The organism is Veillonella sp. oral taxon 780 str. F0422, from assembly GCF_000221605.1.
Classification (GTDB): Bacteria; Bacillota; Negativicutes; order Veillonellales; family Veillonellaceae; genus F0422.
Genome location: NZ_AFUJ01000032.1, coordinates 1 through 15372 on the forward strand (window position 1 = coordinate 1; position 15372 = coordinate 15372).

At 42.0% G+C, this 15372-nt stretch carries 10 protein-coding genes, 3 tRNA genes and 3 rRNA genes; 15 read left to right on the forward strand and 1 reads right to left on the reverse strand.

The window, feature by feature from the left end; translation table 11 throughout:
• From HMPREF9200_RS03930 to HMPREF9200_RS03985, 12 genes are all read left to right on the forward strand, one after another.
• Window positions 1-240: ribosomal RNA gene (locus HMPREF9200_RS03930) — 16S ribosomal RNA — on the forward strand; the annotation flags it as partial.
• A gap of 437 nt (window positions 241-677) precedes the next feature.
• Window positions 678-3604, forward strand: a 23S ribosomal RNA gene (locus tag HMPREF9200_RS03935).
• Between the two features lie 63 nt (window positions 3605-3667).
• Window positions 3668-3784: ribosomal RNA gene (gene rrf, locus HMPREF9200_RS03940) — 5S ribosomal RNA — on the forward strand.
• Window positions 3785-3893: 109 nt separating this feature from the next.
• Window positions 3894-3969 (forward strand) — tRNA-Trp (locus HMPREF9200_RS03945).
• 14 nt (window positions 3970-3983) lie between these two features.
• Window positions 3984-4060: transfer RNA gene (locus tag HMPREF9200_RS03950), tRNA-Arg, on the forward strand.
• Window positions 4061-4066: 6 nt separating this feature from the next.
• Window positions 4067-4150 (forward strand) — tRNA-Leu (locus HMPREF9200_RS03955).
• A gap of 89 nt (window positions 4151-4239) precedes the next feature.
• Window positions 4240-4422: a hypothetical protein gene (locus HMPREF9200_RS03960; RefSeq protein ID WP_009353527.1), complete on the forward strand. Its 183-nt coding sequence runs from the start codon at window positions 4240-4242 to the stop codon at window positions 4420-4422.
• A gap of 55 nt (window positions 4423-4477) precedes the next feature.
• The gene (gene mfd, locus HMPREF9200_RS03965; RefSeq protein ID WP_009353538.1) at window positions 4478-7759 is read left to right on the forward strand and encodes a transcription-repair coupling factor; all 3282 of its coding nucleotides are present in this window, start codon (window positions 4478-4480) and stop codon (window positions 7757-7759) included.
• Between the two features lies 1 nt (window position 7760).
• Complete coding sequence (locus HMPREF9200_RS03970) at window positions 7761-9305, forward strand: oligosaccharide flippase family protein (RefSeq protein WP_009353542.1); 1545 nt, start codon at window positions 7761-7763, stop codon at window positions 9303-9305.
• Window positions 9302-10093, forward strand: a complete 792-nt coding sequence (gene mazG, locus HMPREF9200_RS03975) for a nucleoside triphosphate pyrophosphohydrolase (protein WP_009353526.1) — start codon at window positions 9302-9304, stop codon at window positions 10091-10093. The genes HMPREF9200_RS03970 and mazG overlap by 4 nt, the downstream gene beginning before the upstream one ends.
• Window positions 10094-10140: 47 nt before the next feature.
• The gene (locus tag HMPREF9200_RS03980) at window positions 10141-10452 is read left to right on the forward strand and encodes an HU family DNA-binding protein (RefSeq protein ID WP_009353537.1); all 312 of its coding nucleotides are present in this window, start codon (window positions 10141-10143) and stop codon (window positions 10450-10452) included.
• A gap of 211 nt (window positions 10453-10663) precedes the next feature.
• Window positions 10664-11782 (forward strand): glycosyltransferase, encoded by a 1119-nt coding sequence (locus tag HMPREF9200_RS03985; protein WP_009353535.1) that lies wholly within the window; start codon window positions 10664-10666, stop codon window positions 11780-11782.
• A 119-nt stretch (window positions 11783-11901) separates the two neighbouring features.
• Here the strand turns inward: HMPREF9200_RS03985 and HMPREF9200_RS03990 are convergent, their stop codons facing one another.
• Window positions 11902-12261 (reverse strand): hypothetical protein, encoded by a 360-nt coding sequence (locus HMPREF9200_RS03990; RefSeq protein WP_009353548.1) that lies wholly within the window; start codon window positions 12259-12261, stop codon window positions 11902-11904.
• Between the two features lie 167 nt (window positions 12262-12428).
• On the opposite strand from HMPREF9200_RS03990, the gene HMPREF9200_RS03995 reads away from it, so the two are divergent.
• Genes HMPREF9200_RS03995 through HMPREF9200_RS04005 form a run of 3 tightly spaced genes read left to right on the forward strand, consistent with a single transcriptional unit; the run spans window position 12429 to window position 15082 of the window.
• Complete coding sequence (locus tag HMPREF9200_RS03995; protein WP_009353532.1) at window positions 12429-12623, forward strand: type II toxin-antitoxin system HicA family toxin; 195 nt, start codon at window positions 12429-12431, stop codon at window positions 12621-12623.
• 29 nt (window positions 12624-12652) lie between these two features.
• Window positions 12653-13051 carry a type II toxin-antitoxin system HicB family antitoxin gene (locus HMPREF9200_RS04000; protein ID WP_009353546.1) on the forward strand — a complete coding sequence of 133 codons (399 nt, stop codon included), beginning with the start codon at window positions 12653-12655 and terminating at the stop codon, window positions 13049-13051.
• 6 nt (window positions 13052-13057) lie between these two features.
• Complete coding sequence (locus tag HMPREF9200_RS04005) at window positions 13058-15082, forward strand: ABC-F family ATP-binding cassette domain-containing protein (protein WP_009353545.1); 2025 nt, start codon at window positions 13058-13060, stop codon at window positions 15080-15082.
• Window positions 15083-15372: the final 290 nt, after the last annotated feature.

Below are 15372 nucleotides of genomic sequence, written 5' to 3' on the forward strand. Positions count from 1 at the left end.
CGGATCGTAGGCTGCAACTCGCCTACGTGAAGTCGGAATCGCTAGTAATCGCAGGTCAGCATACTGCGGTGAATACGTTCCCGGGCCTTGTACACACCGCCCGTCACACCACGAAAGTCGGAAGTACCCAAAGCCGGTGGGGTAACCTTCGGGAGCCAGCCGTCTAAGGTAAAGTCGATGATTGGGGTGAAGTCGTAACAAGGTAGCCGTATCGGAAGGTGCGGCTGGATCACCTCCTTTCTAGGGAGACATACACTAGCACAAGATGCTAGATGTCACACTAGGTCGACACTTTGGTCACTTTTATTGTTCAGTTTTGAGAGGTCAACTCTCAAAAGTTAGTATTGACAAGTAGTGAAATGCTTTATATACTTACTAAGCACTATTTTCTAAGAAAATCGATGGATAACAAGGAAAACGAATGAGGCGAAGTCGAAGCGTAATGGTAATTACGTGAGACAAGCGGAATGAGTTTGACGAAGTTAGGCGTGATTTTATAGAAAATGAAGATGTTCTTTGAAAACTGCATAGAAGATAATAAATTATTTATGATTTGGTCTCTTAGAGTTGACTCTAAGGGTTAGACCAAGCACATAGATTCTCTAAATTAACTTATAAGGTGAGAGCATCCGAAAGGATGACTCTAAAGCAAAAGACATAACTATATGTCACTATCAAGTAAAGATAGTAAGGGCATACGGTGGATGCCTTGGCTATACTGGCCGAAGAAGGACGCGGTAAGCTGCGAAAAGCTACGGAGAGGTGCAAGCGACCATTGACCCGTAGATATCCGAATGGGGGAACCCGGCAGAGTGAAGCTCTGTCACCCATACCAGAGAGTATGAGGAGGGCACCTGGGGAACTGAAACATCTAAGTACCCAGAGGAAAAGTAATCAAACGAGATTCTCTTAGTAGCGGCGAGCGAACGGGGAAGAGCCCAAACCGGACTGGTTCGCCAGACCGGGGTTGAGGACTGCTAACAAGCATAAATGGGATAGACGAACCGACTTGGAACGGTCGGCCGAAGAAGGTGAAAGCCCTGTAGTCGAAATCCTGCATATGTGGAGCAGTATCCAGAGTACCACGAGACACGTGAAACCTTGTGGGAAGCAGGGGGGACCACCCTCCAAGGCAAAATACCAGTATGGACCGATAGCGCATAGTACCGTGAGGGAAAGGTGAAAAGCACCCCGGGAGGGGAGTGAAAGAGAACCTGAAACCGTATGTCTACAAACAGTCGAAGACCGTATAATTGCAGGTCGACGGCGTGCCTATTGAAGAATGAACCGGCGAGTTACTGTCACTAGCGAGGTTAAGCGGAAAACGTGGAGCCGAAGCGAAAGCGAGTCTGAATAGGGCGAAGAGTTAGTGGTAGTAGACCCGAAACCGTAGTGATCTATCCATGGCCAGGTTGAAGCACAGGTAAAATTGTGTGGAGGACCGAACTCGTGAGCGTTGAAAAGCTTTGGGATGAGTTGTGGATAGGGGTGAAATGCCAATCGAACACGGAGATAGCTGGTTCTCCCCGAAATAGCTTTAGGGCTAGCCTCATGGTAAAGAGTATAGGCGGTAGAGCTCTGATCGGGCTAGGGCCCACACCGGGTACCGAACCTAGTCAAACTACGAATGGCTATACTTATACATGGGAGTCAGACTATGAGTGATAAGGCCCATAGTCAAGAGGGAAACAGCCCAGACCACCGACTAAGGCCCCCAATGCTGCATTAAGTGGCAAAGGATGTGGAGTTTCCAAAACAACCAGGATGTTGGCTTAGAAGCAGCCACCATTTAAAGAGTGCGTAATAGCTCACTGGTCGAGAGACTCTGCGCCGAAAATGTCCGGGGCTAAAATGCAGAGCCGAAGTCGTGGCAATGGTAGTAATACCATTGGGTAGGGGAGCGTTCTTATTGGATTGAAGCAGTACCGGAAGGAGCTGTGGACTGGTAAGAAGTGAGAATGCCGGTATGAGTAGCGAAAAGAAAGGTGAGAATCCTTTCCACCGAAAGCCTAAGGGTTCCTGAGCAACGATCGTCGTCTCAGGGTAAGTCGGGACCTAAGCCGAGGCGGAAAAGCATAGGCGATGGACAACAGGTTGAAATTCCTGTACTAGTATGAATTGTTTGATCGATGGAGTGACGCAAACAGGTAGGTTAGCATGCGATTGGAAGTGCATGTTTAAGCGTGTAGGTTGAGTAATAGGTAAATCCGTTACTCTAAAAGCTGAGGCGTGATGACGAGCTCAAAAGAGCGAAGTAATTGATCCTAAGTTGCCGAGAAAAGCTTCTAGGTAGAGACATACTACCCGTACCAAAACCGACACAGGTAGGCGGGGAGAGAATCCTAAGGTGCGCGGGAAAACCCTCGTTAAGGAACTCGGCAAAATGCATCCGTAACTTCGGGAAAAGGATGACCCATGTAGTGTGAAAGCTTGTAACGGCTCTAGCATGAATGGGTGGCACAAGAGAGGCGCAAGCGACTGTTTACCACAAACACAGGTGCCTGCTAAAGCGAAAGCTGACGTATAGGTGCTGACACCTGCCCGGTGCTGGAAGGTTAAGAGGAGGGGTTAGGAGTAATCCGAAGCTCTGAATTGAAGCCCCAGTAAACGGCGGCCGTAACTATAACGGTCCTAAGGTAGCGAAATTCCTTGTCGGGTAAGTTCCGACCCGCACGAAAGGTGTAACGACTTGCGCACTGTCTCAACGAGGGACCCGGTGAAATTGAAGTACCTGTGAAGATGCAGGTTACCCGCGACTGGACAGAAAGACCCCATGGAGCTTTACTGTAACTTAGGATTGATTTTAGTTAATGAATGTACAGGATAGGTGGGAGACGTAGAAGCTAGGGCGCTAGTCTTAGTGGAGTCGCTGTTGGGATACCACCCTTTGATTAATTGAAATCTAACGGGAAGAGTAACGACCTTCCGGACAGTCCTAGGTGGACAGTTTGACTGGGGCGGTCGCCTCCTAAAGAGTAACGGAGGCGCCCAAAGGTTCCCTCAGAGCGGACGGAAATCGCTCGAAGAGTGTAAAGGCAGAAGGGAGCTTGACTGCGAGACCAACAAGTCGAGCAGGGACGAAAGTCGGGCTTAGTGATCCGGTGGTGCCGAGTGGAAGGGCCATCGCTCAACGGATAAAAGCTACCCTGGGGATAACAGGCTAATCTCTCCCAAGAGTCCATATCGACGGGGAGGTTTGGCACCTCGATGTCGGCTCATCACATCCTGGGGCTGAAGTAGGTCCCAAGGGTTCGGCTGTTCGCCGATTAAAGTGGTACGTGAGCTGGGTTCAGAACGTCGTGAGACAGTTCGGTCCCTATCCATCGCGGGCGAAAGAAACTTGAAGGGGGCTGCTCCTAGTACGAGAGGACCGGAGTGGACGAACCGCTAGTGTACCAATTATCCTGCCAAGGGTACAGTTGGGTAGCTACGTTCGGGACGGATAAACGCTGAAAGCATCTAAGCGTGAAACCAGCCTTGAGATGAGGTTTCTCATAGCATAAGCTAGTAAGATCCCATGTAGACGACATGGTTGATAGGCCAGGTGTGGAAGTGCTGCAAGGCATGGAGCTGACTGGTACTAATAGATCGAGGGCTTTACTTAAACAAAAACTTGTAAGTTAACATATTATCTTTCTATGTAGTTTTCAGGGAACACCCTGACAAATTCAGTGACGATGGCTACGAGGAACCACCTGTTCCCATCCCGAACACAGTAGTTAAGCTCGTAAACGCCGAAAGTACTTGGCTGGAAACGGCCTGGGAGGATAGGAAGTTGCTGATTAAACTTAGCGGGGGCTAGCATCTGCTAGCCCAGCTAAAAACTTGGTTCTGCTACAAGAATCACTTGACAAAGTATCAACTTTACGTTATACTGAGTAAGTCGTAAAGATAGGGGTATAGCTCAATTGGTAGAGTAGCGGTCTCCAAAACCGTTGGTTGTGGGTTCAAGTCCTACTGCCCCTGCCAACTAAATTACATATGACTCAGTAGCTCAGCTGGATAGAGTGTTTGACTACGAATCAAAAGGTCGGGGGTTCGAATCCCTCCTGGGTCACCATCTTATGCGGGAGTGGCGGAATTGGCAGACGCACCAGACTTAGGATCTGGCGCCATTGGCGTGGGGGTTCAAGTCCCTTCTCCCGCACCAATTTTAAAGATAAGCGAATAGTTATATTCGCTTTTTTTGTATATCTAGTGTAAGAATATAAATTTAAGTGTTGATACAAGGAGGTTGCTATGAAAGTTACAGACTTAAGCTTTTTAGCATCTGCGGTTTCTGGTTTACGTGAAACTCGTTGGAACAAAGAAATATTCAAAGCCTTTTTCTTCGGTCTTACTGTAGGTGCATATTTAATTTATGCAGCCCTTCATTATATTGAAGAGTCCACGAATACGGCGATTAAAGAAAACCTAGAATAATCACAGGGGCTATAGATAACTATAGCTCTTTTTCATATAAGAAAGGAAATACTATATGTCGATGACATATAAGCCTATATTAGATATAAAAGGGACTATGAAGGATATTGTAGACTCTTTTTATAAAAAAGGAGCTACCCAAATCTATGGATTAGGAGGATCACAGAAATCTTTTCTGTATAGTCAAGCTACATTAGAAGGTGAGCAAAGACCAACCCTTATTGTGACCCATGATAAAACCCATAAAGAGTTGTGGGAAAGGGATATACAATGTCTATTACCATATGCTAAAGTATTATCTTATCCTATTGTGGATCGCTCCCTTTCACAATGGACGGCAAAAAGTTTAGATACACAGGCAAAACGGATGGAGACCTTAGGAAATCTAGCTTTGGGCAAACCAGTGATTGTATTAGCTACTATAGAAGAAGCTAGTCAATTTGTAGGCGAACCTTGTACCGTGTTAGATCATATGTTAACGCTTCAGGTAGAGCAAGACATAGATCAGCAAATCCTGTTAGAAAAATTAGTACAAATTGGATATGAACGAGTGGACCAGGTGGAATATCGTGGTCATTTTAGCGTGCGTGGAGATATTTTAGATGTATTTCCTATCCAAAGTGAATTTCCTTTTCGTCTTGAATTTTTTGGCGATACGATTGATACTATGCGTCAGTTCAATGTGGATACGCAACGCTCTATGGGGGAAACTTCGGAATGTATGGTCTTACCTATACACGCGGATAATGATGAGGAAACTTGCTCTATACTCTCTTATTTAAGTAGTGGCGTATTAATTTTAGACGAGCCAAAACGGTTAGAAGAAGCGTTAGGTAAAGTTCATAAAGAAGATGCGTCGAATGAAGAGTTATATCTGCGTTGGAAGGATTGGAAGGCATCTTCTCAGGCGTATACCACTATTTTATTCAGTATGATGCAACGCTCTGCAGGATGGGGGAAGATACAGACCATCGGTATGATGGGAAAATCTATTGCCTCCTATGAACGTCAAATTCCTATGCTTATGGATGATATTAAGTTTAATGCATCCTTGAATAGACAAATCGTATTGGTGTTACACAATCAGCAACGCCGTGAAGCAATAGAAAGTGCGTTACTTGAAAATAAGATATCCTATGTGTATCGAGATACATGGGAATGGACAGCACCTGCAGTTCTTATTGTGGAGGGCATACTTTCAGAGGGATTTGAATTACCACATTCAAATCTAACGGTCATCACAGAAGGGAATATTTTTGGCTTTCAGAAGAAAAAAATTCGTAAGAAAGTAGATAAAGGTCAGGAGATTAAATATTTTACCGATATTACCGTTGGGGATTATGTAGTACATAGCATCCATGGTATTGGTAAATATCGAGGACTGAAGACCATAGAGACGGAAGGCATTCATCGAGATTATATTGAAATTGATTACGCTGGTACAGATCGTTTATTTTTACCGGCAGACCATTTGGATCAATTACAAAAATATATTGGTAATGAAGGAGTTACGCCCAAACTACATAAAATGGGGGGTAAGGAATGGATTAAGACAAAATCGAAAGCCCAAAAATCTATTGATAATTTAGCAGATACCTTAGTAGAGTTGTATGCGAAACGAGAACTTATAGAGGGCTATGCATTTTTACCAGACCAACCATGGCAACGAGAGTTTGAAGACCAGTTCCCGTATGAAGAGACCGATGACCAATTACAAGCGATTCAAGAGATTAAGGCGTCGATGGAATTACCACGCCCTATGGACCGACTGTTATGTGGGGATGTTGGATTCGGTAAAACAGAAGTGGCTATGCGCGCTATGTTTAAAGCTGTTATGAGCGGTAAGCAAGTGGCTATGTTAGTACCCACAACGGTGCTTTCAGAGCAACATTTTAAAACATTTATGTATCGATTCTCACAATTTGGAGTGCGCGTAGAAGTGTTAAATCGATTCCGGTCAGCGAAAGAAAAGAAGGATATTATTAAGGCTGTACAAGATGGACAGGTAGATATCTTAATCGGCACACATGCGTTATTAAGTAAGAAAATTCAATTCCAAAAGTTAGGCCTATTAGTAGTAGATGAAGAACAACGATTTGGGGTGGCACAAAAAGAAAAGTGGAAACAATGGGCTACTAATATTGATATTTTAACCCTCAGCGCTACGCCAATTCCAAGGACCTTGCACATGTCCTTGGTAGGGGTTCGTGAAATGAGTGTCATCCATACGCCACCGATGGAACGATTACCAGTGCAAACCTATGTTGTAGAGTTTGATATGCAAGTAGTGACGGAAGCTATTCGTCGTGAGCTACAACGAGGTGGACAGGTATATTTTGTGTACAATAAGGTACAGTCTATTGCGCATATGGAAGAACAGTTACAGCGAGCTATGCCAGACCTACGCATTGCAGTGGCTCATGGACAAATGGCGGGGACCATGATGGAACATGTGATGCAGGATTTTACAGAAGGACAATATGATGTGCTCTTATGTACTAGTATTATTGAAACGGGCTTAGACATTCCAAACGCCAATACCATTATTATTTACGATGCAGATCATTTGGGCTTGTCACAGTTGTATCAAATGCGCGGACGAGTAGGGCGTTCTAGTCAACGGGCGTATGCATATTTTATGTATCGCCCAGATAAGGTGTTAAATGAAAGTGCCGAAAAACGGTTGAAGGCCATCCAGGAATTTACCGAATTAGGCGCAGGATTTAAGTTAGCTATGCGCGACATGGAAATTCGAGGGGCAGGCAATTTATTAGGTGCGCAACAACATGGTAATATCGCAGCTGTCGGCTTTGCTATGTATGCTGCCATGTTAGAAGAAGCGATTGCAAAAGCCCAGAAAAAAGATATGCCAGACCGACCATTACTAGCACCAGTGGTGGATGTAGGCATAGATGCCTTTATCGATAGTGATTATATTCATGATGAGGCACGAAAGATTTCTGTGTATCAACGATTACTACAAATTGATACAAAAGCTGGTTTAGACGATTTTGTAGATGAATTAATTGACCGTTTTGGATCTCCTACAAAACCAGTGGAACGTCTGATTAAATTGGCCATGATTAAGGAACGAGCTCGTGCTTTAGGCATGAAGAGTGTCATTCGTAAGGATGGGAATATTCTCTTTACTTGGCAAGATGAGTCTAAAATGGAAGACTGGGATATGGGTGCCATCAGTGAAGATATATGGAAACATATGAAACATCGAGGCTCAAACCCCACTGTATGGGCCTATACATTACAATCTGGCGATGTAATCCGCCAAGTAGAACAAGTACTGAGTGAATTTGAACGAAAACTTCCAAAGGAGGGCTAATATGACAGGATTTATGAAAGGAGCTATGATCTTAACCGTAGCAGGGTTATTGGTGAAGGTCATAGGGGCGGTCAGTAAAGTCATTGTAGCCCGTATCTTAGGAGGCGAAGGGGTGGGTCTGTACCAAATGGCCTATTCTTTGTATCAACTAATTATCAGTATTGGAGCAGCAGGATTACCAGTCGCTCTTTCTATTATGATTGCTCGCAAAGTGGGACAAGAGGACTATAGAGGAGCTCGGCATATTTTCAAGGTAGCATTGACTACTATGGGGATGCTAGGTGTATTGCTAAGTGTAGCCTTCTATATTGCTATTCCTTATGTTATCGAAATCGGATTGATTACAGATAACCGAGCAGAAGGTGCGTTATTAGCGGTAGCACCTGCCATTGGGATTGTTTCTTTATTGGCCTGTTTTCGAGGTTATTTTCAAGGATTTCAAAATATGTTGCCTACTGGTATATCACAGGTATGTGAACAGTTAGGGCGTGTACTAGTGATGGTGGGGGCCGCTATCTACTTTTTACCACAGGGGATTGAATTAGCCTCTAGTCGTGCGGCCTTATCTTCTGTCATTGGCGTAGGCTTAGGATTAGTGGTGTTACTGTATTATTATGGTCGAGAATCTAAATTAGAAGGACAAATATTTCCTTTAGAATCACCGAAGACCATTATAAAAGACTTAATGACACTAGCCTTTCCAGTGGCCGTAGCCAATATTATGATACCTCTCATTGGAGCCATTGATTTATGGCTAGTACCACAACAATTGATGCTATCTGGTTATGGCAAAGAAGAGGCCACAACAGCATTTGGATATTTAACAGGCATGGCGACCTCTCTTATCAGCTTGCCTGTTATAGTGACTATGTCCTTAGCCACTAGCTTAGTACCGGCCATATCTAGACTGCATAGAGAACGAGATAGAGAAGAAATCCATCATCGCATGGAGACCGCGCTACGGATGACGAATATTGTAACTATTCCTGCCTTTGTAGGATTGTGTGTATTGGCTACACCGATTTCTCAGATGATGTTTGATACCCCTAATGCAGGTGGATCTATTGCTGTTCTTAGCACTAGCATTTGGCTACTAGGTGTACAACAAGTAACAACAGGTGCCTTACAGGGGTTAGGACGTACGGCGATTCCTATGTTTACGTTACTCTTAGGGGCAGTATTAAAAATTTTATTAAATCTCTATTTAACACCGCAATGGGGGATAGAAGGGGCTGCGTGGGCCACTAATGTAGATTTTGGTATAGCTGCGGTAGCAAACTTGTATATATTGTATCGAAGTACATCATTTACTATTTCTTTCCTAGAAATTGGAAAAATACTATTCTCCTCCTTAGCCATGGGTGGTGGCACAGTGATGTTTTATAACTTTATGAGTACTATCCTATCTAATACCATGAGTGTAGCATTATCTATTCTTTTAGGAATTGTACTATATGTATTAGCACTAAGTATAACGAAAACCATGCAGGTGAAAGAGTTTACAGGTTTGGCAAAACAAGCCATGAAGAAAGGTGGTTCTAAGTGAGTCAAAAAGAAACGAGTTCCTTTACATTGGATCCATTAGTAGATGTATTAGCTGAATTACGAGGCCCTAATGGATGTCCTTGGGATAAATTACAAACACATAGTTCGCTACGTAGATATTTGCTAGAAGAAGTATATGAAACATTAGAAGCCATTGATGAAAAGAATGTGGACCATTTGCGGGAAGAATTAGGAGATTTATTGTTGCAAATCGTATTTCATGCACGCGTGGCAGAGGAAAATGGATATTTTACCATGCAAGATGTGGTGAATGATATTACCGCTAAAATGGTGAGACGTCATCCGCATGTGTTTCAAAGTGCAGATCGAGAAACAGTAGGAGATACATTAGCAACTTGGGAAGAATTGAAAGCAAAAGAAAAAGGGCATGAACGCACATCTATTTTGGATGGAATTTCTCCAGGATTACCAGCTTTATTGCGGGCTCAAAAATTACAAGAGAAGGCAAGTAAAGTGGGGTTCGACTGGCCTAGTGAAGAAGGGGTATGGGCTAAGTTTTATGAAGAAATAGATGAATTTAAGCAAGAAATATTCAAAAAAGACATAGAAAAAGCGGAAGAAGAGGGGGGAGATGTACTTTTTTCCTTGATAAATCTGTTTAAATGGTATAAAATAGTCGGAGAAAACGCACTACACCGCACAAATACAAAGTTTATACGGCGATTTTCTTATGTGGAAAAAAAGGTCCAACAGAGTGGAAACAAATGGGAGGATTTTACTCTCAAAGAGCTAGATGAATTTTGGGAGGCGGCAAAGGTGGAACTTTAATCGCATGATTAAGTTAAAAGAATACTATTTTTAAGGGAGGTTCAATCATGAACAAAACTGAATTAATCGCAAGCGTTGCAGCTAAAGCTGAATTGACAAAAAAAGATGCTGAAAAAGCAGTAAAAGCTTTATTCGACACAATTGGCGAAGCATTAGCTAAAGAAGAAAAAGTACAAGTAATTGGTTTTGGTACTTTCGAAGTTCGTACTCGTGCTGAACGCATTGGCCGCAACCCTCGTACGAAAGAAGAAATGACAATTCCAGCATCCAAATCCCCAGCTTTCAAAGCAGGTAAACAATTAAAAGACCTTGTGAACGCACCAGCTGCTAAAGCATCTACTAAAGTTCGTAAAAAATAATTCAGGATATTCCTAAAATACAAAAAGAACGCTACAGTTCCTCTGCAAATTGATATTTTCTTAGATTTGCATGGAAATGATAGCGTTCTTTTTTATACGTAATATTCATATCTCTTCGAATCTATGATAGAATAGACATAATGTAATTGCTTAGTAAGAATTGGTGAGATAAACATACATCATTAGAGGCTATCTAAAGAAAGGAGGGCACATGGGTCAACGTATTTTAATTGTATCGGCGTCAATTGGTACGGGTCATACGCAAGCGGCACTGGCGATTCAAGAATATTGGCAACAGAAAGATCCAAGTGCAGTCGTGCATCATGTAGACTTTTTAGGGACAGATACATTTTCCTTTGATAACCTATTGAAAGAAACCTATTTTAAAATGTTAGACTTCTTTCCTTTTCTCTATGATATTGTCTATCGTTGGTCTGGTGCTGAATGGAAAGGAAGCGTAGCCCAAACGGTAGTGTCTTGGATGTTAAAGAATCGGATGGAAAAACTCATAGAAAAGGAAGAACCAGATTTAATTGTTTGTACCCATCCATTTCCTTGTGGGGCAGCAAGTGTGTTGAAACGACATCGAAAAATAGAGATTCCTATTGTAGCCGTTATGACTGACTTTGCGGCCCACCAATTTTGGCGCTATGATGAAATCGATGCCTATCATGTAGCTACGCCATCCATGGTGTATGAAGTGTTAAACATGGGTGTACCTTTAGAAAAAATTCATGTCACGGGTATTCCTATTATGCGTCACTTCTTTACACCTTTAAAAGAACCTTATGGCAGTGATTCTTGTAAGAGGGTATTGCTCATGGGTGGTGGACTTGGATTAGGCTGTGTAGAAGAAGCCTTACAACGGTTAGATCATGTACCGGGGATTGATGAAATTCATGTAGTGGCAGGCTTGAACGATGGGTTATATAACTCTTTGCATCATATGAAAGAATCCTTACGAACGCCTATTTCTATATATGGCTATACCAATGAAATCCCTGAATTGATGCGGAAGGCGACGTTGCTTGTGACAAAGCCCGGGGCATTGACTTGTATGGAAGGCGTTACTATAGGCGTACCTATGGTATTTTTCAATGCCATTCCTGGACAAGAAGAAGCTAATGCAGAACTGTTAGAACAAAAGGGCTGTGGCAAATGGGCACGTCATATTGAAAACTTGGATGATGTAGTAGGTGCTTTATTACAAAATCATGAACGCTTACAGGCTATGCATGAAGCAGCGAAGGCTTGGAAAGTAGATGGAGCAGCGGAAATCGTAGCTGCTTGTGAGAACATGCTGACACATAAACAGGGGATGCTTGAATAAAAAGATAACATAATACAGGACTTAGGATGCTGACTAGTATAGCCTCCTACTTATACAGTTGTATTAAGAAAGGCTGTCACAACATGTAAATTACATGGTGCGACAGCCTTTTTGCTGTATTACTCGCTATAGGAGTCCATTTCAGAATCGTAACGCTCAATATTTTCATTGCGAATATCTTGCAAAGTATCTAGCAATTCTTCCGCACTTTCCACACGAAGGAATAATTCTTTTAGTTCCTCTCCATTTGGAAGTGTTACGCTCCATTGAAATGCATCATTATCATCATACACGGATACAATTACAGGTGTATCCATTGCAGTAGGAATACGTCCATCTTCATCGGAAATAATGGCATATTGACCATCTTCCTCTTCGCTACCATCAGATAGTTCGTATAATAGGACGTCCCGTTCGTCAACTTCTACAATTTCAAAACCAATATCTTCAAACTCTTGCTGAACCGTGTCAGTGTCCATGACAACCTCCTTATAAAATAATGAATATGTTACTTTCATTCTAATCCATGACAGTAGGTGTGTCAATGCAAATCTATAGTTTACATACGTGTTAGTACGTACTATAATAAAAATAGAAGTTGTTTTGTATGTAATTAGTAATCTCATGTCTATTTTCGTGAAAGCTGGTGATTATTTTGGTAACACCAAAAGAACTACTAAAAGTATTAAAAAAGGACGGCTGGTATGTTGATCGAATACGAGGCTCACATCATATGTTAAAGCATACGAGTAAAGTGGGGCGTGTTACAGTACCTGTACATAAAGAAGACTTAAAACCTAAAACATTACATACAATATTGAAGCAAGCAGGAATTAAATAAAGTAGTTACGATGAAATAGGAGGTATACTATGAGAAAAGAAATGTATCCAGCAATTTTTAGCAGTGATGGAGATGGAGGATATACAGTCAGCTTTCCAGATTTGCCAGGCTGTGTTACAGAAGGTAATACATTAGCCGAGGCGGTGGACATGGCAGAAGATGCATTGGGACTTTATTTGTATTCTTTGAGTGAAGATAAAGAAGAATTTCCAGCTCCTATGAGTCCAACAGATATACAATGTAGCTCAGGGGAGTTTATTGGGCTAGTAAAATGGGATGAGGAAGCTTATTTAAGAAAGACAGATAATAGAGCTGTGAAAAAAACGCTTACTATTCCTAGTTGGCTTAATCATAAAGCAGAAGAAGAGAATCTTAATTTTTCTAAAATATTACAAAGTGCATTAAAACAAGAACTAGGAATTATATAAACGAGTATGAACATCTTAACATTACAAAATATAGAAAAATCGTATGGCACCCGGCTATTGTTTAAAAACGTAAATGTCACCATAGCGTCTCATCATCGCATTGGCTTAATTGGCGTCAATGGGACAGGTAAAACAACTTTATTGCAGGTGTTGGAAGGAACACAAGAACCAGATACAGGTAGTATAGAACGGAATGGGAAGGCTACGATTCATCGATTGGAACAAGATCCGTATATTGATGAAAGTAGTACCTTGCTAGATAATGTATTATTAGGAGACCATCCTAAACTTTCACTGGTTCGAGATTTTGAAAGAGCTTTACAAGACCCAGAATCCTCGCAGTATATGAAATTATTAGCGCGCATGGATGAAGAAGATGGCTGGGTTGTAGAACAAGAAGCAAAAATGATATTGACACGCCTTGGCTTTCATGATGTACATGGGCCAGCAAACTCATTATCTGGGGGACAACGACGAAGATTAGCATTAGCTAGAGCCTTGGTCTATCCTTGTGATTTATTATTGCTTGACGAACCGACGAACCATTTGGATGAGGCCACCATTGAATGGCTAGAACTATACTTAAAAGATAGAAAAGGGGCTGTATTATTGAGCACCCATGATAGATATTTCCTAGATGCCGTATGTAACACCATATGGGAACTATCGAATCAGACTATATATGAATTTCAAGAGACTTACGAAACCTATGTATCCTTGAAAGAAGAACGAGAAGCACAGTTAGATGCCATTGAGGAAAAGCGCAGAAAACTGATTGCCAGTGAATTACAATGGGTGCGCCGTGGTGCGAAGGCGCGTACCACGAAACAAAAGGCAAGATTGCAACGGTTCGAGCAATTGAAAGCTATGGAAAAACGACAAAAAGTAGGCACTGTGGATCCCGTAGTATTAGCCTCTCGTTTAGGAAATACCATTTTTGATATAGAGCACTTGTCCTTTGCGTATCCTACAGGACGAGAAGTGATTAGAGACTTTACGTACCATATGGTACGTCATGACCGAATTGGTGTGGTAGGACCTAATGGGATTGGTAAGACTACATTGATGAAACTATTTCAAGGAGCCTTGGAACCAACTGGGGGGACTATGGGGCGCGGAGAAACAGTTCGCATTGGATATTTCTCGCAACAATTACCGACCTTTAAAGAGGACCAACGGGTGTTGGACTATATTCGAGAAAATCGCTCGTACTTGCACTTGCCCGATGGCAGTTCCTTAAGTGCAGGTCAATTATTGGAACGATTTTTATTTCCTCCATCACACCATGGTTTGCCAATCCGTAAACTGTCTGGTGGGGAAAAGCGAAGATTATTTTTACTTCGCATTTTAATGGATGCACCCAATGTGTTACTCCTAGATGAGCCTACCAATGATTTAGATATTCCAACCTTAGAAGTCTTAGAAGAGTTCTTAGATTCTTATAGTGGTATTGTCATCACCGTGTGTCATGACCGGTACTTTTTGGACAGAGTGGTAGATAAACTCTTTGTATTCACTGGAGCAGGCCATATCGAGATATACCATGGTGGTTACTCTGATTATGAAGCGGATACGAAGCTAACGAGTGCCATGGGTGGTGATACAAAACGTGGTGTCCTACGTCATGCTGTGCAGGTACAGGGTGGCTCCGCTGGTTCTAGGGAGCAGAATGCGGAACACCATGCCAATGAAAGGATGGTGTTGTATGCTGAAAGTGGAGGTGTACAAAACCTGTCACGTGATATAGGCATAGATGTGAATACTAGTATAAATCCAGAAGCAATAGATGCTACGGTGGATAGCAACGAAGGTGCTAAAAAGAAACTGACCTTAGGGGAGATGAAGGAACTTGAACAACTAGAACTACGCATTGCGGAATTAGAAGGTCTAGTGAAAGCCTATGATGCTATGATTGCTCAAGGGGGTAGTGACTATGAAGCCATTGAAAGTACCATCAAAGAACGAGAACAAGTGGTAGAAGAGTTGGATATGAGTACCTTACGTTGGTTGGAATTGGAGGAGAGAAAATAAGAAAAGCTAAACTACAGATTCTAATTTGTTAGTTACCTATGAAAAAGAACCCCTTAGGGGGTTCCTTTTTGTTATTTCTACAAGTTTATAATTTATAGACAAAATGGCTTATTATCAGTGTTTTAAACAAAATTTGTTTGACATTATAGAGGGATATCGAAAAAAATAGTTGTACTTTTTTAAAATTTATGTTATTATACAAAAGTCTTTTCGATACATTTAAGTAAATGGATATAACAAAATTTTTTAGAATACATATACAAACCATCGATGTTAATTACTAGAGGGAA